20 protein-coding genes are annotated in these 21,678 nt (G+C 59.4%); 18 read left to right on the top strand and 2 right to left on the bottom strand.

Annotated elements, in window-relative coordinates; translation table 11 throughout:
- The first annotated feature begins 40 nt into the window (after nt 1–40).
- From rplS to ACTNBB_RS06860, 17 genes are all read left to right on the top strand, one after another.
- Nucleotides 41–382, top strand: coding sequence for a 50S ribosomal protein L19 (gene rplS, locus ACTNBB_RS06940; protein ID WP_117583231.1), 342 nt, complete (start codon nt 41–43; stop codon nt 380–382).
- A gap of 93 nt (nt 383–475) precedes the next feature.
- On the top strand, nt 476–1,264 hold the full coding sequence (locus ACTNBB_RS06935) for a ribonuclease HII (protein WP_441057368.1): 789 nt from the start codon (nt 476–478) through the stop codon (nt 1,262–1,264).
- A gap of 188 nt (nt 1,265–1,452) precedes the next feature.
- Entirely contained in the window at nt 1,453–1,938 is a 486-nt protein-coding gene (locus ACTNBB_RS06930) for a YraN family protein (RefSeq protein WP_441057370.1), read from the top strand.
- On the top strand, nt 1,938–3,461 hold the full coding sequence (locus tag ACTNBB_RS06925) for a YifB family Mg chelatase-like AAA ATPase (RefSeq protein WP_154516248.1): 1,524 nt from the start codon (nt 1,938–1,940) through the stop codon (nt 3,459–3,461). The genes ACTNBB_RS06930 and ACTNBB_RS06925 overlap by 1 nt, the downstream gene beginning before the upstream one ends.
- Entirely contained in the window at nt 3,461–4,393 is a 933-nt protein-coding gene (locus ACTNBB_RS06920) for a DNA-processing protein DprA (RefSeq protein WP_441041584.1), read from the top strand. The genes ACTNBB_RS06925 and ACTNBB_RS06920 overlap by 1 nt, the downstream gene beginning before the upstream one ends.
- A 14-nt stretch (nt 4,394–4,407) precedes the next feature.
- Nucleotides 4,408–5,745 carry a methylenetetrahydrofolate--tRNA-(uracil(54)-C(5))-methyltransferase (FADH(2)-oxidizing) TrmFO gene (gene trmFO / locus ACTNBB_RS06915; protein ID WP_441057372.1) on the top strand — a complete coding sequence of 446 codons (1,338 nt, stop codon included), beginning with the start codon at nt 4,408–4,410 and terminating at the stop codon, nt 5,743–5,745.
- Nucleotides 5,709–6,662 (top strand): tyrosine recombinase, encoded by a 954-nt coding sequence (locus ACTNBB_RS06910; protein ID WP_441071059.1) that lies wholly within the window; start codon nt 5,709–5,711, stop codon nt 6,660–6,662. Before trmFO ends, ACTNBB_RS06910 begins: the two co-directional genes overlap by 37 nt.
- Nucleotides 6,663–6,892: 230 nt before the next feature.
- The gene (gene rpsB / locus ACTNBB_RS06905; protein WP_055285135.1) at nt 6,893–7,621 is read left to right on the top strand and encodes a 30S ribosomal protein S2; all 729 of its coding nucleotides are present in this window, start codon (nt 6,893–6,895) and stop codon (nt 7,619–7,621) included.
- A gap of 45 nt (nt 7,622–7,666) precedes the next feature.
- Nucleotides 7,667–8,536, top strand: coding sequence for a translation elongation factor Ts (gene tsf, locus ACTNBB_RS06900; protein ID WP_409064982.1), 870 nt, complete (start codon nt 7,667–7,669; stop codon nt 8,534–8,536).
- Nucleotides 8,537–8,653: 117 nt separating this feature from the next.
- Nucleotides 8,654–9,376 carry a UMP kinase gene (gene pyrH / locus ACTNBB_RS06895; protein WP_154516255.1) on the top strand — a complete coding sequence of 241 codons (723 nt, stop codon included), beginning with the start codon at nt 8,654–8,656 and terminating at the stop codon, nt 9,374–9,376.
- 2 nt (nt 9,377–9,378) lie between these two features.
- The gene (gene frr / locus ACTNBB_RS06890) at nt 9,379–9,915 is read left to right on the top strand and encodes a ribosome recycling factor (protein WP_006236112.1); all 537 of its coding nucleotides are present in this window, start codon (nt 9,379–9,381) and stop codon (nt 9,913–9,915) included.
- Nucleotide 9,916: 1 nt separating this feature from the next.
- The gene (locus ACTNBB_RS06885) at nt 9,917–10,711 is read left to right on the top strand and encodes an isoprenyl transferase (RefSeq protein ID WP_427717554.1); all 795 of its coding nucleotides are present in this window, start codon (nt 9,917–9,919) and stop codon (nt 10,709–10,711) included.
- Nucleotides 10,712–10,713: 2 nt separating this feature from the next.
- Complete coding sequence (locus ACTNBB_RS06880; RefSeq protein ID WP_370450594.1) at nt 10,714–11,613, top strand: phosphatidate cytidylyltransferase; 900 nt, start codon at nt 10,714–10,716, stop codon at nt 11,611–11,613.
- The gene (gene dxr / locus ACTNBB_RS06875; RefSeq protein WP_441057374.1) at nt 11,613–12,800 is read left to right on the top strand and encodes a 1-deoxy-D-xylulose-5-phosphate reductoisomerase; all 1,188 of its coding nucleotides are present in this window, start codon (nt 11,613–11,615) and stop codon (nt 12,798–12,800) included. Before ACTNBB_RS06880 ends, dxr begins: the two co-directional genes overlap by 1 nt.
- 25 nt (nt 12,801–12,825) lie before the next feature.
- Nucleotides 12,826–14,187 (top strand): M50 family metallopeptidase, encoded by a 1,362-nt coding sequence (locus ACTNBB_RS06870; protein ID WP_427795669.1) that lies wholly within the window; start codon nt 12,826–12,828, stop codon nt 14,185–14,187.
- 13 nt (nt 14,188–14,200) lie between these two features.
- Nucleotides 14,201–15,283 carry a flavodoxin-dependent (E)-4-hydroxy-3-methylbut-2-enyl-diphosphate synthase gene (gene ispG / locus ACTNBB_RS06865; protein ID WP_441041573.1) on the top strand — a complete coding sequence of 361 codons (1,083 nt, stop codon included), beginning with the start codon at nt 14,201–14,203 and terminating at the stop codon, nt 15,281–15,283.
- Complete coding sequence (locus tag ACTNBB_RS06860) at nt 15,284–17,005, top strand: proline--tRNA ligase (RefSeq protein ID WP_441048380.1); 1,722 nt, start codon at nt 15,284–15,286, stop codon at nt 17,003–17,005.
- A 173-nt stretch (nt 17,006–17,178) separates the two neighbouring features.
- Here ACTNBB_RS06860 and ACTNBB_RS06855 read toward each other — a convergent pair whose 3' ends face one another.
- Both ACTNBB_RS06855 and adhE read right to left on the bottom strand, forming a co-directional pair.
- Nucleotides 17,179–17,943, bottom strand: a complete 765-nt coding sequence (locus ACTNBB_RS06855; protein WP_441057376.1) for a phosphotransferase — start codon at nt 17,941–17,943, stop codon at nt 17,179–17,181.
- A gap of 87 nt (nt 17,944–18,030) precedes the next feature.
- Complete coding sequence (gene adhE / locus ACTNBB_RS06850; protein ID WP_427795671.1) at nt 18,031–20,679, bottom strand: bifunctional acetaldehyde-CoA/alcohol dehydrogenase; 2,649 nt, start codon at nt 20,677–20,679, stop codon at nt 18,031–18,033.
- Nucleotides 20,680–21,009: 330 nt separating this feature from the next.
- On the opposite strand from adhE, the gene ACTNBB_RS06845 reads away from it, so the two are divergent.
- Entirely contained in the window at nt 21,010–21,477 is a 468-nt protein-coding gene (locus ACTNBB_RS06845; protein ID WP_441057378.1) for a transposase, read from the top strand.
- Nucleotides 21,478–21,678: the final 201 nt, after the last annotated feature.

Here is a 21,678-nt window from a genome sequence, read left to right as displayed (position 1 = left end):
CAAGGTGGTACGGCACCTCTAGAAGAGTAAGGAATTGCACATGGATTACATCCGCGCAATCGAGCGTCAGCAGATCCGCGAGGACATCCCGCAGGTCCGCGTCGCCGACAACGTCAAGGTTCACTACCGCATTAAGGAAGGCGACCGCGAGCGCATCCAGGTTTTCCAGGGTGACGTCATCCGCATGGCCGGCGCCGGTGCCCGTGAGACCTTCACCGTCCGCAAGATTTCCTTCGGTGTCGGTGTTGAGCGTACCTTCCCGCTTCACAGCCCCAAGATCGCCAAGCTCGAGGTCGTCCGTCATGGTCGCGTCCGTCGCGCCAAGCTGTACTACCTCCGCGACAAGGTGGGCAAGGCTGCTCGCATCCCCGAGAAGCGCTAAGAAGATCGCAGCGTTTGTCCACTCGTTTGGACACAAGGGTCACCTTCGGGTGGCCCTTCTTTTTATCTGATTTCCATGCAAGGAGGGCCTGGTATGGCCAATATGACGAGCTCGATTTCGGCATCGCAGGTTGCCGGCGAGCTGGCGAGTGCCACGTTCGAGGAGATTCCCGCCCTCGTGGAGCACTATCGCGAGGATCCGCGCCAGCAGGTGATCAAGGCTTGCGAACGCGCACTTAAGCGCCATGCCAAGGAACTTTCCGAGCGCGAGCGCGTCAACGGCATGTACGAGCTTATGCATGAGCTCGGCGGCGATGGCGTGGTCGTTGGCGTTGACGAGGTGGGGCGCGGCTCTGTCGCCGGCCCGCTGACGGTTTGCGCCGTCTGCCTTCCCATGGAGCCGCGCGTTTGGGGCATTAACGATTCCAAAAAGCTCACGCCTGCCCGTCGTGAGCTGCTCTCGGTGCAGATTGCCGAGGTGGCTACGGCCATTGGTTTTTGCCATATCGCGCCTGCGGATATCGATGAGATGGGCATGGCCCGCGCCATCCGCACTGCCGTCGCGGGCGCCGTGGCCGATACGGGGCTCGAGCCCGATTGCGTGCTTATGGACGGCAACCCCTTGGGCGCCGTTCCTAACGAGCGCGATGTGGTCAAGGGAGATGCCAAAATCGCCTGCATCGCCGCTGCTTCCATTATGGCCAAGGTCACGCGTGACGAGATGATGGTCGAGTACGATGCCGAGTATCCCGAATATCATCTTGCTGAGTCAAAGGGCTATGCGAGCCCCGAGCACATTGAGGCTATTCGTAAACATGGCCTTTCTCCGTTGCATCGTGTGAGCTTCTGCGGAAATTTTTTGCAGACGGAGCGTCTTTTTTAAGGCAAATATGGAGACAGGGACTTCTGGGATTTTATAAACCAGCTGGTGGGGACCGCATGCAACGCAATTGTTGCATGCGGTCCCTTTTTTGTTTGTTTTTGGTTGGTCTTTGGTTTTCTTTTGGTACTTACCCGCAAGAAAGGCGGCCTCATGATCGGGTCAATATCGTGCGCGGGAAAGGAGACCCCATGTGCGCCGCAAGTGCAAAGAGCAAGACGCAACAGCTCAAAGAGCTTTGGGAGAGCGGGGAGATTGATTGCGCGTCGATTACGCCTGGGTTCATTAAGGGCCTCAGTCCTCGAGAACTGGGCATGCTGGGCGAGCTTATTGCAATCGATTACTTTCGCGAGCGCGGTTATGCCCTCTTGGAACAGGGCTACCGGTGTCCCGAGGGCGAGGCCGATCTGGTACTGCTTGATGAACTTGATGATGCCGTGGTGATGGCTGAGATCAAGACAAGGCGCGTCGCCCTAGATTGCAACACGCGGGTCTTTCCCGAGGAGGCGGTGGACGCCCAAAAGCAGCGTCGCTACCGCCGTATCGCGAGCTGTTACCTTATGGATCACTATCCCCTTAAGGCGATTCGCTTCGACGCGGTGGGCGTTACTATCCGCGGCGGTCATATTGCGGAGATTGAGCATCAATACAACGCATTCGATTGGCAGGTATCGTGATGGCGTTTGACACCTTTGCCGTCCACGCTGCATGTATTCGTGGCGTCGAGGCGATTCCCGTCACGGTCGAGGTCTCGCTTGCCGGCGGTATTCCGGGTATCCAAATGCTTGGCATTCCAAGTATGGAGGTGATGGAGTCGCGTGGCCGTATACGCTGCGCAATGCGCTCGGCGGGATTTGAGATTCCACGAGCGGGCATTACCGTCAACTTGGCTCCGGGCGACATCCGTAAAACGGGCAGTGGTTTTGACCTGCCGATTGCCATCGCGGTACTGGCGGCCGATGGGCAGATTCCCCGCGACCATCTAGACCATTGCCTTATTGCCGGTGAGCTCGGGCTGGATGGTAGCGTGCTGCCCGTAAAAGGCGAGGTTGCGTTTCAGTTGTTGGCGCGTGATATGGGCCTGTCCTTTATTGCAGGAAGGTCGGATCAACATGTACCGCTTGCCGGTGTGGACTGTGGCTTTATCGACCATCTGTCTCAGCTCGCCCGCGGTATGGGCGAGGCGGCTCGGCATTATCTGGATTCCGAGGGTGTCGAGGCGTCGTTTGAGCCAGAACTTGATTATGCCGATGTGCTGGGGCAGGAGGTTGCCAAGCGCGGCATTGCGCTCGCGGCGGCGGGGGAGCTCGGCCTGCTTATGATTGGCTCGCCGGGTTCGGGCAAGACCATGCTCGCACGCCGCATGACGGGTATCTTGCCCGAGCTTTCTCTCGAGGATCAGCAAGAGGCGCTGTGCATCCATTCGGTCTTGGGCGAGAATATCGATGGTTTGCTGGCGGGACACCGGCCGTTCCGTAGCCCCCACCACAGCATTTCGACTGCGGGCCTTATTGGCGGCGGACGGCCGGTGCACCCGGGCGAGATTAGCCTAGCGCACGGCGGCGTGCTCTTTTTAGACGAGCTTGCCGAGTTTCCCAACAGCGTGCTGCAGACACTCCGTCAGCCCATAGAGCGCGGCTACGTCAAGATCGTACGCGTCGATGGAGCTTTCACGTTTCCCTCGCGGTTCCAGCTGCTTGCCGCGAGCAATCCCTGTCCCTGCGGCTTTTTGGGCGATCGCGAGGTACCGTGCCGCTGCTCGGCTTCGATGGTTGAGCGCTATCGGTCTAAGCTACGTGGTCCCTTGGCCGATCGTATTGACCTTATGATTGACGTGACCCGACCCGACCCGCAGGTAATTATCGAGGGCGCCGAGGGTATGTCGTCAGCTGAACTACGTGACTATGTTGTGCGGGGTCGGGCATTTCGCGCCTGGCGCGAGTCCCGTATGGACGATGCAGATGCCGAGGCCGAGGACGATGAGTCACGTTCCATCGACGGCGTCGTTTCGACCTTTGCGCTCGATGGGGCGGCGGAAAAGTGCGTGCTCGGCCTGTCGAGGCGCACACATCTCACAGGGCGCGGCATCGTGCGCTTGGTGCGTATCGCGCGCACGATTGCCGATGTTGCCGAAAGTGAGCGGGTAACCCAAGACCACGTGCTCGAGGCGGCGATGTACCAGGGGAGGAGGGACCAGTAATGCCCGAGGAGACTTTTGAGCTGCATCCCGGTGATGCGTTGTATCCAGCTACCGTTTTGGAGCTCTCTGATGTACCCCAGACGCTTTATGTGCGTGGCGACCCCGCCGCACTGTCGACGCCCTCGCTCTCCATCATCGGCGCTCGCAAGGCCTCGCCGTACGGCCTTGCCGTGGCAGAGCTGGCCGCGAAAGTTGCGGTCGAGGCGGGGGTGACGGTGGTCTCGGGCGGTGCGGTCGGCTGCGACCAGGCCTCGGGTTGGGCCGCGGTCAACGCTGGTGGCAGGCACGTCGTGGTGTTGGGTACGGGTGCCGACGTGGTTTACCCGCGCTCGAGTGCAGGGCTCATCGCGCGCACGATTGATACGGGCGGCGCGGTGGTGTCCATCTCGCCTTGGGGTATGGGGCCACGCAAGTTTGCCTTTCCGCGGCGTAACCGGGTGATTGCCGCGCTTTCGCAGGCGCTGTTCGTGTCGGAGGCCGGCATGCCCTCGGGCACGTTCTCGACAGCGGAGGCCGCCATGGACCTGGGGCGCGAACTGCTCGCGGTACCGGGCTCCATTTTGTCACCAGAGTCGCGTGGGACCAACTACCTCATCGCCAACGGTGCCTGCTGCATTGTTGACGAGGAGTCTATTGAGATGGCCATCTCGCGAATTTACGGCACCCTGCGCTATTCGCGTCCCGATGCGCCCGGTATCGCCGATCTGGACCCCACGCAGCAGGCCGTGATGCACGCGCTCATTGCCTCGCCGCTCAAGGTCGATGACATTGCCGCGCTCGTCTCCCTCGATGCCGTCGGCGTGCTCAAACTCCTGGGCTCACTCGAGCTCGAGGGACTCATCGAGCGCATGATGGATGGAAGGTATGCGCCCTCAAAGTTTGCGCTTCACGCTCAGACGCCCTTCGGTCACAATGGAAAGCGTGTCAATTAGAAAGGTGTTTGCAGATGCTGTTTGATCAAGTGACGGTTATCGGTGGCGGTCTGGCGGGATCGGAATGCGCGATTCAGCTGGCAGATCGCGGGTTTGCCGTAAAGCTGTGCGAGATGCGGCCGCTGGTGACCTCTCCTGCCCACCATACCGATCACTTGGCGGAGCTCGTCTGCTCCAATTCGTTTAAGTCGACCCGACCCGATTCCGCCGCCGGCCTGTTGAAGGCCGAACTCGAGCGTATGGGTTCGGTGCTGCTCGACTGCGCTCATCGCGCTGCCGTTCCCGCTGGTGGCGCCTTGGCGGTCGACCGTGTTAAATTCTCCGAGCTCGTCGAGGCCGAGGTTGCCGCCCGCTCCAATATCGAGGTCGTTCACGGCGAGGTCACCCAGATTCCCGAGGGCCATGTGGTTATCGCCGCGGGTCCCTTGTGCTCGCCGGCGTTGAGCGGGGAGGTCATGAAGCTCGTCGGTGGTGATTCCCTGGCGTTCTTTGACGCCGCGGCCCCGATTGTCGATGCCTCGACGCTCGATATGGATGTGCTGTTTTCGCAGTCGCGCTACGAGGAGCAGGGGAGTGGCGACTATCTCAATGCCCCGCTCAACAAGGAGGAGTACGAGGCCTTTATCGAGGCGCTTACCACGGCCGGTCGCGTGGTGCTCAAGGACTTTGAGGGCGGGGACCTCTTCCAGGCCTGTCAGCCAGCCGAGGAGGTTGCGCGCACGGGCAAGGATGCCATCCGCTTTGGCGCTATGAAGCCCGTCGGGCTCACCGACCCGCGCACCGGTCGCCGTCCCTGGGCGGCGATTCAGCTGCGCGCCGAGAACAAGGAGAAAACCGCCTATAACCTGGTTGGTTTTCAGACCAACCTGACCTTCGGCGAGCAGAAGCGCGTTTTTCATATGGTTCCCGGTCTGGAGAATGCCGAGTTTTTCCGCTATGGCGTTATGCATCGCAATACCTTTGTCGATGCTCCCCATGTGCTCGATGGGACCTTCGCCGTGCCCGGCACGGGCGTGCGCCTTGCCGGACAGATTACCGGTACGGAGGGTTACATGGAAGCGGTCGCCACGGGTCTCCTCGCTGCGCTCAATACCTATGCCGAGGCTATCGAGGTTGCTCCTGTCGAGCTGCCGCGCGTGGGCGCTCTCGGCGCGCTCGTGGGCTATGCGACCGATCCTGCTACGGTCGGATATCAGCCCATGCATGTTAATTTTGGCCTGGTGCCTCCCCTCGAGGACGGTAAACGCCGCAGCAAACGTGATCGCTATCAGGCCTATGCGGATCGCGCCCTTAAGGCCTTGGATTCCTATCTGGAATCGCGCTCCGACCTGTTTGGGGGCGATCGGTCATAGTCTTTGACCTGTACGATACCGTCGACTCGTTCATAGCCTATATTGCGCGCGTCGAGGGGCTTTCTTCTAACACTGTTATCGCTTACGGCTCTCGTCTGGAGCGTTTTGCCGCTTGGTGCGAGCGTGGGGATATCGATGCACGCACGGCGGACGTACGTACCGTTCGCATGTATCTGGCGGAGCTGTCGCGCGAGCAGGTGGCGCCCAGGACGATTGCGGCGCACCTGTCTGCCATTCGTTCGTTCTATCGATGGATGGCTGCCGAGGGTCTTATCGATGGAGATGCTGTCTCTGCGATTGCCTCGCCCAAGCTTCCACGCGATTTGCCCGGAGTGCTGACCACCCAGCAGGTTAAGGCACTGCTTGCAGCGCCAGACGTTTCAACGCCTGCGGGACTGCGCGATGCGGCGATGCTCGAATTGCTCTATGCATCTGGGGCTCGCATCTCTGAGCTTGCGGCACTCAATGTTGAGTCCATTGCTTGGTCCGAGCGAACGCTGCGGCTTTGGGGTAAGGGGAGCAAGGAGCGTATCGTGCCCCTGTATCGGCGTGCTCTCGATGTGACCCACCGCTATATTGAGGAAGGAAGACCGGAGCTTCTTGCTCAGGCAAAGCGTGGCGACGGTGCGAACGGTGTGCATCCGCTGTTTATCTCGGCACGCGGCAACCGTATGAGCGCCGCCATGCTTAGGCGACGGTTTCATATGTTGGCGACGCTTGCGGGTATCCCTTCCGATATCGCCCCGCATGCGATGCGCCATACTTTTGCGACCGATTTGCTCGAGGGCGGAGCGGACTTGCGCTCTGTCCAGGAGTTGCTGGGGCATGCAAGCTTGTCCACCACGCAGATTTATACGCATCTCACGCCCGATCGGCTCAAACGCGCCGTTACCCAAGCTCTTCCTCGCGGCGAATAAGGCAGGAGAGGGGTTCTATCCAATCGATCGCGCGTCCGTGTGTGTGGTTTTGATTTCGGGTTGGCAGAAAGATGTAATCCTGCTATCATTCATCGGGTTGCTTCACGGCAACAGGTTTTTATCACGCACGCGCGGCTACTTCATACCGTGGTGCCCGGGCTTTGGTAGCACATGTCCGGGTTGGTTTTGGAGGATGACCCCGCGCGGAGGCAAACCACAGGAGGTTTAACATGGCTACCAAGATTAATATCCGCACCCTGCTCGAGGCCGGCTGCCACTTCGGTCACCAGACCCGTCGCTGGAACCCCAAGATGAAGCCGTTCATCTTCGGTGAGCGCAACGGCATCTACATCCTCGACCTCAAGCAGACCATTCTTGACGCCGACCAGGCTTACACCTTCGTCAAGAACGTTGCCAAGGGTGGCAACGTGCTGTTCGTCGGCACCAAGAAGCAGGCTCAGGAGGCCGTCAAGAACGCCGCTGAGCGCGCCAACATGCCTTACATCAACCAGCGTTGGCTCGGCGGCATGCTGACCAACTTCGTCACCATCCGCTCCCGCATCAACCGCATGGAGGAGCTCGAGGCCATGGTCGAGGACGGCCGCATGGCTGTTCTTCCCAAGAAGGAGCAGGCTGTTCTGGGTAAGGAGCTCGCTAAGCTCCAGACCAACCTCGGTGGCGCCCGCGACATGAAGGGTCTGCCCCAGGCTCTCTTCGTCATCGACACTAAGCGCGAGGAGAACGCCATCAAGGAGGCCCAGCGCCTGAACATCCCCGTCGTCGCTCTGATCGATACCAACTCCGATCCCGACGAGGTCGAGTACGGCATCCCCTGCAACGATGACGCCATCTCCGCTGTCACCCTTATGTGCGAGCTCATGGCCGACGCTTGCCTCGCTGGCTCCGGCAAGGAGCAGGTCTCCGAGGCCGAGATGGCCGCTGAGCCCAAGGCCGAGTAAATCAGTCCTAATTAAGTCTTTTTCATCTCTTTGAAAGGAACCACAATGGCCCAGATTACCGCCGCTATGGTCAAGCAGCTCCGCGAGATGACCGACTCCCCGATGATGGAGTGCAAGAAGGCTCTCGTCGAGGCTGACGGTGACATGGACGCCGCTGTTGACGTTCTGCGTAAGAACGGCCTCGCTAAGGCTGCCAAGAAGGCTGGCCGCGAGACCAACGAGGGCGCTGTCGCCGCGTTCGTCTCCGAGGATGGCAAGACCGGCGCTCTGCTCGAGCTCTCCTGCGAGACCGACTTCGTCGGCTCCAACGCCAAGTTCACCGGCTTTGCTTCCAAGGTCGCCGAGGTTGTCGCCACCACCGAGCCGGCCGATGTCGACGCTCTGCTCGAGAAGCCGATGGGCGAGGAGACCGTTTCCTCCGAGCTCACCGAGATGATTCACATCATGGGCGAGAACATGAAGATTTCCCGCTTCGCCGCCCGCAAGGTCGAGAACGGCGCTCTCGCTTCTTACATCCACATGGGTGGTAAGATCGGCGTCCTCGTCGAGTTTGCTTTCGAGAAGGCTGAGACCGCTCAGGCTGAGTCCTTCAAGACCTTTGCCCACGACGTTGCCCTTCAGGTTGCCGCTGTCGCTCCGATCTGCGCTACCCGCGATCAGGTTCCGGCCGAGACCGTCGAGCATGAGAAGCAGATTTACATGGCTCAGGCTGCCGAGTCCGGTAAGCCCGAGGCCATCCAGGAGAAGATGGCTGTTGGCCGTCTGGAGAAGTTCTACAAGCAGTCCGTGCTCACCGAGCAGGAGTTCATCAAGGACAGCTCCCTCACCATCAAGAAGTACGCTGAGCAGGTCTCCAAGGAGCTCGGCGATACCATTACCGTCGTTGCCTTCGACCGTCTGGTCCGTGGCGAGTAAATAAGCTCTTGTAGCTGGTAATGAGCAGGCTGTGGGTTTTACTCACAGCCTGCTTTTTCATGGCTCTAAGCAGAGCCTTTGATATCATATTGAGAGTCTAATTAAAGGAGGATCGCTTTGTCCGACATCCGATATAAACGTGTGCTTCTGAAGCTTTCCGGCGAAGCACTGATGGGCGATGGCCACTATGGCATCGACCCCAAGATTACCGACCATCTTGCCAAGCAGGTCAAGGAGCTGCTCGCCGTTGGCCATGAGGTCGGCATCGTTGTCGGCGGCGGCAATATTTTCCGCGGCATGGCTGGAGCTGCCGGCGGTATGGAGCGTGCTCAGGCCGATTACATGGGCATGCTTGCAACCGTTATGAACGCGCTCGCCCTGCAGGATGCCTTCGAGCATAACGATGTTCCTTGCCGCGTTATGAGTGCCATCCAGATGAACGAGATTTGCGAGCCCTATATTCGTCGTCGCGCCATCAATCACCTGTCCAAGGGCAATGTCGTTATCTTCGCAGCCGGCTCGGGCAATCCGTACTTTACGACTGACACCGCCGCGGCCCTTCGCGCCTGCGAGATCGGTGCGGAGATTCTGATTAAGGCCACCAAGGTCGACGGTATCTACGACAAGGATCCCGTCAAGTGCGCCGATGCCGTCCGCTTTGACAAGATCACCTATCACGAGGTGCTCGTCCGCGGCCTGCAGGTTATGGATTCCACGGCTACGGCCCTGTGCCAGGATAACCGTATGCCCATTTTGGTCCTCAACATCGATGGCGAGGACAACGTCAAGCGCGCGCTTTCGGGTGAGCCCGTCGGCACGCTCGTCTATCAGGAGGATTAAGCATGGCAGAGAACATCACCGCCCACATGGACAAGTCGCTCGAGTCCCTCAAGCATAACTTCTCCAAGGTCCGTACCGGCCGAGCCAACGCTAACATTCTGTCCGACATCACCGTCGATTATTACGGTGTTCCCACGCCGGTCACGCAGGTTGCCGCCGTAAAGACCCCCGAGGCCCACATGCTGCTCATCGAGCCGTGGGATAAGGCGCTTATCAACGCCATCGTCAAGGCCATCGGCGCTTCCGATCTGGGTATTACCCCCAACTCCGATGGCACCGTTGTTCGTCTTCCGTTCCCGGCTCCCACCGAGGAGCGCCGTCGCGAGCTCGTCAAGGAGTGCCGCGAGTACGCCGAGCAGGCCAAGGTGTCTATCCGTAACATCCGTCGCGACTTTAACAACAAGCTCGAGCGCGATGAGGAGCTTACCGAGGACGATGTCCGTCGCGAACAGGCCAAGGTGCAGAAGCATACCGACGAGTATGTCGCCAAGGTCGAGGAGCTTCTGAAGGAAAAAGAAGCCGAGGTCATGGAGATCTAAGGTGCAATACGACGAGAACAAACTGGTCGAGTACTTTGCCGACGCCCCTGCGGGCGTCGGTTTTTCCGACCTTGACCTCAATAATATTCCACATCATATCTCGTGCATCATGGACGGCAACGGTCGCTGGGCTACGGCGCGAGGTCTTGCCCGTACCGAGGGCCACAAGGCGGGTATCGTCTCCCTTCGCGAGATCATCACCGCCTGCGTGCGTCTGGGCGTCGACGTGCTTTCCGCCTATGCGTTTTCAACCGAAAACTGGAACCGCCCGCAGCATGAGGTTAACGTCTTGATGCATCTGTTTGCCAAGACGTTTATCGATGAGCTGCCGCTTCTGAAGCGCGAGAATGTGCGTGTTGTCTTTTTGGGTGATATTTCCGCGCTGCCCAAGAAGACCCGCGACGTTTTTGAATGCGGTCTTGCCGAGTGCGCCGATCACACCGGTATGACGCTGGCGCTTGCCGTCAACTACGGCGCGCGTGCCGAGATTACCCGTGCCGCCCGTCAGCTTGCGCTCGATGCCGCCGCCGGCAAGATCGACCCTGCTGCTATCGACGATGATATGGTTGCTTCGCACCTGTACACCGCCGGTCTTCCCGATCCCGAGCTGGTCATTCGCACCTCTGGTGAGCTTCGCCTTTCGAACTATCTGCTGTGGCAGGTGGCTTATTCCGAGTTCTATGTCACCGATACCTATTGGCCTGACTTTGATCGTTGGGGCCTTGTTGACGCCATTTTGGCCTATCAGGGCCGTGACCGTAGGTTTGGTGGACTGAGCAAGACCGAGGAGGCTTAATCGTGTCCGATCGTCCCAAGGCATCTGCTCCCAAGACGCCTGCGCGCAAAGCTGCCACTGCGGGAGCGCCTGCAGCGAAGAGCGGCACCGGTTCCTGGCTTGCGGGCTTTATTACCCGTGCCGCCGCCGGTATCGTCTACGCCGTCGTCTTTATCCTGTGCCTGGTTTTGGGTATCGTGCCCACCGCCATTTTTGTCTCTGTCATGAGCGGGCTTTGCTGCTTTGAGTTTTTCCGTATGACGAGGCTCGATGGCAAGGTCGCCAACGAGCATCTGGGCATTATTGCCGCCGTGCTCTTTCCATTATCGGCGCTTGGCGATTCGCTTTTGCTGAACGCCCTGCTTTTTGCACTGATGCTCGCGGTGGGCATTTGGTATGTTTGGTCGCCGCGTACCCGCATCTCTGATGTGGCCGTGACGCTCATGGGTCCCATCTACACAGGCTTTATGCTGTCGGCTATTGTGCTGCTGCGCGATGCCGTGCCCGGTTTTGCCGGAGCCCTGCTTTCAGTGGGTGTTTGCGCGTCCCTTTGGGTCTCCGATTCGTTTGCCTACATCGTGGGCAGTCGTATCGGAAAACACAAGATGGTCCCCAAGATCTCTCCCAAAAAGAGCTGGGAGGGCTTTGTTGGTGGCATTCTGGGCTCGGTTCTCATCTGGCTCATTTTGTGGGTGACGCATCTCTATAAGCTGAGCTTGCCCTATGCACTGCTTTGCGGCGTGGTTGTGTCCATCCTGGGCGTTATCGGCGACCTTATCGAGTCGCGCATCAAGCGCGGTGTGGGCGTCAAGGATTCCGGTAACCTTATCCCGGGCCACGGCGGCATGCTCGATCGTAGCGACTCGCTTATCTTCGGCTGCATCACCGCGCAGCTGATGCTGATGATCGGAGGCGTGCTGTAATGTCCTTCCAGACGACCTATGGCTCCGATGGACGTCTCCGTGTTGCCATCCTGGGCTGTACGGGCTCTATCGGCACTCAGGCGCTCGATGTTTGCCGTCAGCATGCCGATCGTCTGCAGGTGACGGCGCTTTCCGTTAATTCCAGCACCTCCGAGCTCGTTGCCGCTGCCCGCGAGTTCTCGGTTCCGGCGGTTGCCGTGGCCGATGTCGCTCATGGCGATGACGCCGTGCTGCAGGAGTTGCCCGAGGGAACGGAGCTCGGCGTAGGTGCGCAAGCGGTTTGCGAGCTCGCGCATCGCGACGATGTCGATTGCGTGCTTGTCGCTATTGTGGGCGCCGCCGGTCTCGAGGCGAGCCACGCGGCCTTGACCTCGAATAAGCGCCTTGCCCTTGCCAATAAGGAGTCGCTCGTTGTTGGCGGTGACCTGCTGATGCCGTTGGCGCAGCCCGGTCAGCTTATCCCGGTCGATTCCGAGCATTCTGCAATTTACCAGTGCTATCTGGGTGAGAATCCGCGCGAGGCCCACTGTATTTGGCTTACCTGTTCGGGCGGTCCGTTCTTTGGCCGTTCACGCGAGGAACTCGACCGTGTGACGCGCGCCGATGCCCTGGCGCACCCTACGTGGGCTATGGGTGCCAAGATCACGATTGACTCCGCTACCCTCATGAACAAGGGCCTGGAGCGTATCGAGGCGATGCACCTGTTCGGTTGCGACCTCGACTTTATCAACGTGGTCGTGCAGCGCCAGTCAAAGATTCATTCGATGGTCGAGTTTGCCGACGGCTCCGTGATGGCGCATCTCGGGGCATCTGACATGCGCATTCCCATCCAGTTTGCCTTCTCGTATCCCGAGCGCTGGGATACTCCGGCTCCGCGCATCGATTTCCGCGAGTTGGGTCAGCTTACCTTTGATGCGGCCGACATGGATACGTTCCGCTGCCTGGCGCTGGCCGAGCGTGCGGGCAAGACGGGCGGCACCATGCCGTGCGTGCTCAATGCCGCCAACGAGGTCGCCGTCGATGCCTTCCTGCATGATGGCTGCAGTTTTACCGATATCGATCGCATTGTGGAATCCTGTATGGATGCGCATGATGCGCAGACGGTCGATTCGTTTGAACAGCTTCGCGGTATCGATGCGTGGGCGCGTAAAAAGGCCGCGCAAGTGCTCGCCGCAACCCGTTTTTAACCCATAAGGATTGCTTTTTCGTTTTATGGAAACTGTTCTGAGCGTTCTCTCATCGGTCTTTTGGGGCCTGCTGATGCTTTCCGTCCTCGTGTTTTTGCACGAGGGCGGCCACTTTTTGGCGGCGCGTGCCTGCGGCGTCCGGGTGACTGAGTTCTTTTTGGGCCTGCCGTGTCGCTTTGATATTCACCATACGTCTCGTCGGATCGGCACCAAGTTTGGCGTGACCCCGCTGTTGCTGGGTGGGTATGCTGCCATCTGTGGCATGGATCCGACCGATGTCTCGTATGCCGATCGCGTGCTTGCCGCCATCTATCGCCACGGCCGTGTGACGGTGGTCGATCTTGCCGTCGAGCTTGAGCTGTCCGAGGAGGATGTGCTCGAGGCCTGCGCTTTGCTGCTGGGTTGGGGCTCCATAGCTCCTTGGTATGAAGAAGGAGAAAAGCCTTCGCCTGGTTACTATCCCACCAAGTACCAGACCCTGCCGCGTGATGCGGCGGGTTATACCACCTTTGACGGCCGTCGGTTCGATCGCGAGCACGCGACAGCCGAGGGCGATGTATGGGAACTGCCGTGCGGCGAGGCCGAATTCCTTGCACGCGAGCGCTCGCACACCTATTTGGGTCAGGTCTTTGTCAAGCGTGCCTTTATGCTGCTTGCGGGCATTATCGTCAATATCCTGACGGGCTTTTTGCTCCTTATGAGCATCTATTCCATCGCGGGTGTCACGGTGCCGGTGGACACCAATGTGATCGGCCAGGTTGATGAAGGCTCGATTGCCTCCGCGGCGGGAATCGAGGATGGCGACGCGATTCTTTCGGTCGACGGAGTATCGTGCTCTACCTGGATGGACGTTTACGATGCCATTGGCAAGGCTGCCGGTAAGGACGATATAGCCATTGAGTACGAGCGTGATGGCAAGAAGCATTCGACCACGGTTGCGCTCAAAGAGGACGAACGCCTAGGTGTGTATGTCTCTACGCAGGTGGTCCGTTTAGACCCCATCACGTCGGCTCGCCTGTCGTTCTCCTATGTCGTGCAGACAGCGAAGGGCGTGATGCGCCTGCTCCAGCCTCAGCATACGATGGAGATTCTCGATCAGTCCTCTTCGATCGTGGGTATTAGCGTTATGTCCTCGCAAGCTGCTGCTGCCGGCCCTGCCACGTTCCTTTCGTTTGCCGCCCTCATTTCGTTCTCGCTTGGCTTTATGAACCTGCTGCCCATCCCGCCACTCGATGGCGGCAAGTTGGTCATCGAGATCATTCAAAAGATTGCGGGCCGCGAGCTTCCGCTCAAGGTCCAGACGATTGTGAGCTATGTGGGCATCGCGCTCTTTGCGCTGCTGTTTGTCTATATGCTTCGTTCCGACATCCTTCGATTTATTCTGTAGGGGAGTGTTTGGATTGTCTTTATCCCATCCTTTGCCTCGCGAGTTGACGCGCCCCGTGCATGTGTGCGGCGTGCAGATCGGTGGAGGCGCGCCGGTGGTGGTCCAATCTATGACCTGCACCGATACCGCTGATGTCCAGGCAACGCTTGCGCAAGTGTGCGCGTTGGCGCAGGCTGGCTGCGATATCGTGCGCGTGAGCGTGCCCACCGAGGCCGCGCTTGAGGGTTTCCGCACCATCTGCGCCGAGTCTCCGGTGCCGATCGTTGCCGATATCCACTTTAACCATAAGCTCGCCATTGGTGCCGTTGAGGCCGGTGCTGCCAAGCTGCGCATCAATCCCGGCAATATCGGCGATTGGGCCAAGGTTGACGCGGTGATCGATGCTGCGGGTGCCGCGGGCTGTGCGATTCGTATCGGCGTCAATGCTGGTTCGCTTGAGCAGGATATCGCTGAGCGCGACGACCTCACGCAGCCCGAAAAGCTCGTGATGTCGAGCGAACGTTTTGTCAAGCATTTTGAAGACCGCGGCTTTACGAACATTGTACTTTCGGCCAAGGCCCATAGCGTGCAAACGACGCTCGACACCTATCGTGCCCTGTCGCGTGAGATTCCCCACGTTCCGCTCCACCTGGGTGTAACCGAGGCGGGTACCAAGCTGCAGGGCACCATCAAGAGCTCGGTGGGCCTTGGCATCCTGCTGTCCGAGGGAATCGGTGACACCATGCGCGTTTCGCTCACGGCCGATCCGGTTGAGGAGCCGCCGGTCGCCTGGGGAATTTTGCAGTCGCTGGGCCTGCGTCGCCGCGGCCCCGAGATTGTCTCGTGCCCCACGTGCGCCCGCTGTCAGGTTAACCTGATCGCAATCGCCGAGGAAGTAACCGAGCGGCTTAAGAACTATGCCGCGCCGCTTTCGATTGCCGTCATGGGATGTGCCGTCAATGGCCCCGGTGAGGCTTCTGATGCCGACCTGGGCGTTGCTTGCGGACGTGGTCAGGGCCTGCTCTTTTCGCACGGCCAGATCATTGGTAAAGTAGCGGAGGACCAAATTGTCGACGCGCTTATGGCCGAGGTCGACAAGCTTATTGAGGAGAAATAAATGACCCGACCAATGTATATGTCTAAGCTGTATGCTCCGACGCTCAAAGAGGATCCGGCCGACGCTGAGCTTGCGAGCCATCGCCTGCTGCTCCGTGCCGGTATGATCCGCAAGGAGGCCGCCGGTCTCTATTCCTATCTGCCGCTCGCGTGGCGCTCGATTCGCAAGATTGAGAACATCGTGCGCGACGAGATGGACGCCGCCGGGGCCCAGGAGCTCATGATGCCCATCATGGTCGATGCCGAGCTGTGGCGTGAGTCCGGCCGTATCGATGCCTATGGCAAGGAGCTCGTGCGCTTTGATGACCGCCACGGCCGCGAGTTCGTGCTCGGCCCCACGCACGAGGAGACCGTGACTGCCCTGGTGCGCAACGAGCTGCGTTCATACAAGCAACTGCCGGTGAATCTCTATCACATCCAGGACAAGTTCCGCGACGAGTTCCGTCCCCGCTTTGGCCTGATGCGCGGTCGCGAGTTCATCATGAAAGACGCCTACAGCTTTTCTGCCACGCAGGAGAGCCTGCAGGAGGAGTACGACAAGATGAAGCAGGCCTACGCCAATATCTGCGAGCGCTGCTACATCAAGGCCCTGCCCGTCGTCGCCGATTCCGGCGAGATCGGTGGCGACACCTCCGTCGAGTTCATGGCGCTGGCAGATGCCGGCGAGGCTTCGCTGGTCTACTGCGACGATTGTGGCTTTGCTGCCGATGACGAGGCGGCAAGCACCAAGGTCGTTGTGACCGAGGGCCCCGGCGACGGCACACTCACCAAGGTCGAGACTCCGGGTATGGGCACCATCGAGGCCGTCGCCAAGTTCTTCGGCTTCCCCGAGAACGGTACGCGCAAGTCGCTGGCTCTCATCGACGCCGAGGGCAAGCCGGTTGTGGCCATCGTTCCGGGCGATCATGAGCTCAACGACTGCAAGGCCGAGCATGTCTTTGGCAAGGGCTATCGCATGATGACCGACGAGGAGCTCCAGACCTACGGTCTGCATAAGGGCTTTATCGGACCGGTTAACCTGCCCGAGGGCATTCGTCTGGTCTGCGACGAGAGCCTGCGCGAGTCCAAGCAGTGGGCCTGCGGTGCCAACGAAGTCGACTATCACTTTACCGGTGCCTGCCCCGAGCGCGACTTTACCGTCGACGAGTGGGCCGACCTGGTTACCGTCGTTGCCGGCGACCCTTGCCCGCACTGCGGCAAGCCGCTCTCCGCTGCTCGCGGTATCGAGGTTTCCCAGGTCTTCCAGCTGGGCACCAAGTACTCCGAGGCCATGGGTGCCACCTTTATGGACGAGGACGGCAAGGAGAAGCCGCTTATCATGGGTTGCTACGGCGTGGGCGTGTCCCGCTCGCTCGCTGCCGTCGTGGAGCAGCACAACGACGAGCACGGTATCGTTTGGCCGGTCTCTGTTGCCCCGTACGAGGTTGCGGTGATTCCGCTCGACCCCAAGAAGGAGGAGTGCGCTTCTGTTTGCGATCAAATCGTCGAGGGTCTGTGCGCCGAGGGTATCGAGGTTGTCGTAGACGACCGTGACGAGCGTCCCGGCTTTAAGTTTGCCGACAACGACCTTATGGGCTTCCCTTATCAGGTGGTGCTCGGCAAGCGCGGCCTTAAGAACGGCACCGTCGAGCTCAAGGATCGTGCCACGGGCGAGCGCGAGGATGTGGCGATCGATGAGGTTGTCGCCAAGGTCGCTGAGCTTGTGAAAGCAGCACGCCGTTAATCGAGCCTGCTGCGTTTAGTGCACTTGTTAAGCGGCCCTGCGTCTCTCGAGGTAGAGATGCAGGGCCGCTTTTGCGTCTAAGGGACAGTTGTTGCTAAAAGGAAAACCCCGCAGCCCATGCGAGCTGCGGGGTTTTCCTTTGTGCCTCCGATGCGAAATAAATCGCTCAGATATTACTGATAATCGACGACGTCGATCCAGTTCTTCAGGAACTCATCGTTCACGTTGCGCTTACGAGCGAGCTCGGAAGCGGCGACGATGCTCGTCCACTGACGCACGACCTGCATAGGCATGTCGGCGCGATCGCAGTAGAGCTCCAGGTAGGCCTCGGCCTGGTCCTTGCTGTTGAGGGCAAAGAGCAGGTAGCTGGTGGCAACGTCGGCAGCAGGGGAGCCCTGGGTGGCGTGTGCCCAGTCGCAGACGTACAGCTGGCCGTCGTCGCCAACGATGACGTTGGAGGGGTTGAAGTCGCCGTGGCAGACCTTGAACTCCTTGGTCATGCCGTCCAGACGCTCCTGAAGGTTGTAGCGCGTGGTGGCATTGAGCTGATCGAGGCTGTCGATCATGCGGGCGAACTTGTCGCGCTGACGGTTGAGCAGCGGGGAGGTGTAGCCGTGGATCTCGATCTGGAGGTCGACGAACATCTCGAGGTACTCACCAAAGCGCTGGGGCTCGGCAGTCATCTTCTCGGCAAGGGTGGTGCCCGGAACCTTCTCGGTCACGAGCGCCCAGCCGTTGGCGTTCTCGAGCTGAGAAACCTCGAGAGCCTTGGGGCTGCGGATGCCGCACTCATTGATGCGGGCAAGATTCAAAGCCTCGTTGAACACGTCGGAGACGGGCTTGGTCTCGTTAAAGACCTTGACGATCTTGTCGCCCAGGTCGTAAACGACTTTGTTGCCGCGACGGACGAGCTCGGTCTTGGATTCGGGGAGCAGCATGATTGCATCCTTTCAACGATGCGATAGAAGCAGCGGCGGGGGCGTGCGTGCGCCCGTTCACCCCCGCCGAAATAACCGTGCTAAAAACTAGCAGACGGCGTAGTCCTGGGGCTCGCGGCCATAGTAGGCGTCCAGGTAGAGCTCCTTGATCTCGCTCATGAGCGGGTAGCGCGGGTTAGCGCCGGTGCACTGGTCGTTGAATGCCTGCTCGGTCATCTCGTCGAGGGTGTCGAGGAAGTACTGCTCGTCAACACCGTAGTCGGCGATGGTCTTCTTGACACCGATGAAGTCCTTGAGCTCCTCGAGCTTCGTGATGAAGTTCTCGAAGACTTCCTTGTCGTCCTTGCCCTCGATGCCGCAGTACTTGGCCATCTCGGCGTAGTTGTGCAGCGCGTTGGGGTAAGGATACTGGGAGAACGTGCCCATCTTGACGGGGGCCTCGGCGGCGTTGTAGCGCATGACGCGAGTCAGGATGATGGCGTTGGCGATGCCGTGGGGCAGGTGATGGAAGGCACCGAGCTTGTGGGCCATGGAGTGGTTGAGGCCCAGGAAGGCGTTGGCGAAGGCCATACCGGCCATGCAGGAGGCGTTGTGCATCTCCTCGCGGGCATGCGGGTCCTTGGCGCCGTTTTCGAAGCTGGAGGGCAGGTTCTCGAAGACGAGCTTGGCAGCGCGCTCGGAGAGGCCCTTGGTGTAGTCGGAGGCCATGATGGAGACATAGGACTCGATGGCGTGGGTCATGACGTCGATGCCGGAGGCGGCGGTCAGGCCGCGCGGGGCGGTCATGCAGTTGTCGGCGTCAACGATAGCCATGTTGGGGAGCAGCGCGTAGTCGGCGAGCGGCCACTTGATGCCGGTCTCCTTGTCGGTGATGATGGCGAACGGCGTGCACTCGGAACCGGTGCCCGAAGAGGTCGGGACGGCGACGAAGTAGGCCTTCTTGCCCATCTCGGGGAAGGTGAAGATACGCTTGCGGATGTCCATGAAGTCCATGGCCATGTCCTCAAACTTGCACTCGGGGTGCTCGTACATCATCCACATGATCTTGCCGGCGTCCATAGCGGAGCCACCGCCGACGGCGATGATGACGTCCGGCTCAAAGAGAGCCATCTGCTTGGCGCCGCGACGTGCGCACTGCAGCGACGGATCGGGCTCGACGTCGTAGAAGCAGTCGTGGGCGATGCCCATCTCGTCGAGCTTGGCCTCGATGGCGCGGGTGTTGCCATTCTTGAAGAGGAACTGGTCGGTGACGATAAAGGCGCGCTTCTTGCCCATGACGCTGCCCAGCTCGTCGAGAGCGACGGGCGTGGAACCCTTCTTGAAGTAGACCTTCTCGGGAGCGCGGAACCACAGCATGTTCTCACGGCGCTCGGCCACAGTCTTAACGTTGATCAAGTGCTTCACCCCAACGTTCTCGGAGACGGAGTTGCCGCCCCAGGAGCCGCAGCCCAGGGTCAGAGACGGCTTCATGCCAAAGTTGTACAGGTCACCGATGCCGCCGTGCGAGGACGGGGTGTTGATGACGATACGGCAGGCCTTCATGACATGCTCGAACAGGCTGATCTTATCGGCCTGGGCGGGATGCACGTACAGAGAGGCGGTGTGGCCCGGGCCACCGGCGAGTACCAGGTGCTCGGCCTTGTCGACGGCCTCCTGGAAGTCCTTGGCGTGATACATGGCCAGGACAGGGGAGAGCTTCTCGTGGGAGAACTCCTCCTTGGCGGGGTCGGTGGAGGTGACCTCGGCGATCAGGATCTTGGTCTTGGCGGGAACCTCGATACCGGCGAGTTCGGCGATCTTGGCGGCAGCCATGCCGGGGATGCGGTGATCGAGAGCGCCGTTCTTGAACATGGCGCCGCGCAGGGCCTCCATCTCGGCACCCTGCTTGACGAAGTAGCAGCCGCGCTTCTGGAATTCGGCCTTAACCTGGTCATAGATGGTGTCGATGACGGTCACGGACTGCTCGGAGGCGCAGATCATGCCGTTGTCGAAGGTCTTGGAGTGGATGATGGAGTTGACGGCGAGCAGCACGTCGGCGGTGTCGTCGATGACGACCGGGGTGTTACCGGCGCCAACGCCCAGGGCGGGTTTGCCCGAGGAGTAGGCGGCCTTGACCATGCCCGGGCCACCGGTGGCGAGGATGATGTCGACATCGCGCATGACCATGTTGGTCAGCTCGATGGAGGGGACATCGACCCAGCCGATGATGCCCTCGGGGGCGCCGGCCTTGACGGCGGCGTCAAGCACGAGCTTGGCGGCGGCGATGGTGCACTTGGCGGCAGCCGGGTGCGGGGAGATGATGATGGCGTTGCGGGTCTTCAGGCTGATCAGCGTCTTGAAGATCGCGGTGGAGGTGGGGTTGGTCGTCGGGATGACGGCGCCCACGATGCCGATGGGCTCAGCGATCTTGGTGATGCCGTAGGCCTCGTCGCGCTCAATGACACCACAGGTCTTGGTGTTCTTGTAAGCGTTGTAGATGTACTCTGCGGCGTAGTGGTTCTTGATGACCTTGTCCTCAAGAACGCCGCGACCGGTCTCCTCGATGGCCATCTTCGCCAGCGGGATACGAGCCTTGTTGGCGGCCATGGCGGCCTCGTAGAAGATCTTGTCGACCTGCTCCTGCGTGTACGTAGCAAAAAGCGCCTGGGCCTCTCGCATCTGAGCGAGCTTAGCCTCAAGCGCCTCTACGTTGTCCACAATTGCGGGAGTAGTGTTTTCCGGTGACTTTTTCACCATTTGTGTCTCCTTGCGATTGGAGATTTACCCTACGTGTTGCATGATAGCAAGAAATTATTCGGCGAACGGTAAGATTCCCGTAAAAGGCACACTAAAACGCTTCAATCTACTGAAGCGTTTTAATTAAAAATATCAGCCTGGCATCGGCCCGCTCATTGGGGACAGACTTATATGAGTGCTTTCACTCATTTGGGACAGACATCGTTTTGCCATTTCGCTGTTCTGGACCTGTTATTGCCGCTTATTGGATATAAATAGATCACAGGCTCAGCATTTCGCGTTGCTTCTCTCCTTTTAGGTGTTGCCTGTACAGTTTTGAAAGGAGAGATTATGCCCCGATGTGCCCGCGCCGTTTCGATCACCGGCTATTACCATGTTTATGACCGCGGCAACTCCAAGCAGATTATTTTTGAAGATGACTCCGACCGCTATCGTTTCTTGTCGGATATCTCGGACAGGTTTGCGCGCCATAAAGTGGCGGTGTTGGCTTGGTGCCTTATGGACAACCACTTCCATTTGATGGTTGATGACCCTTATGACAACCTTTCAAAGGCGATGCAGTGCGCATTGACGGCGTATGCCAAGTATTTCAATGGGAAAACGGGAAGAACGGGCCATCTGTTTGACAATCGCTATTCGCGGGTTGCGGTTGAGTCGGACACTCAGGCGGTGCAGCTGCTCGATTATATCCATCTCAATCCTGTGAAAGGTTCGCTCGACTCACTCGAGGCGTACCGATGGTCAAGCTTCAAGGCCTATCAGCTGGGCCTTCATTTTATTATGTATTTCAGATACTAAGATTTATTTTTAGTCGTTGATAGGTCGAGCACTTATTGTGATGTTTAACTAAGCGTTATCCAGTGAATTGATGTTTGTTCAGGTGACAAAAAATGTTTGCCGTTGAGAGATGCCTCTACCCGAAGGCCGACGGGGGAACGATGGACGGCTGGATCATCAACCATCCGGACGCCTACCCCTTCTGGGCCAACAAGTTCCTAC

This window comes from Collinsella sp. HCP28S3_B9, from assembly GCF_052066095.1.
In the GTDB taxonomy this organism is placed as follows: Bacteria; Actinomycetota; Coriobacteriia; order Coriobacteriales; family Coriobacteriaceae; genus Collinsella.
This window is presented reverse-complemented; position numbering and strand designations above follow the sequence as displayed.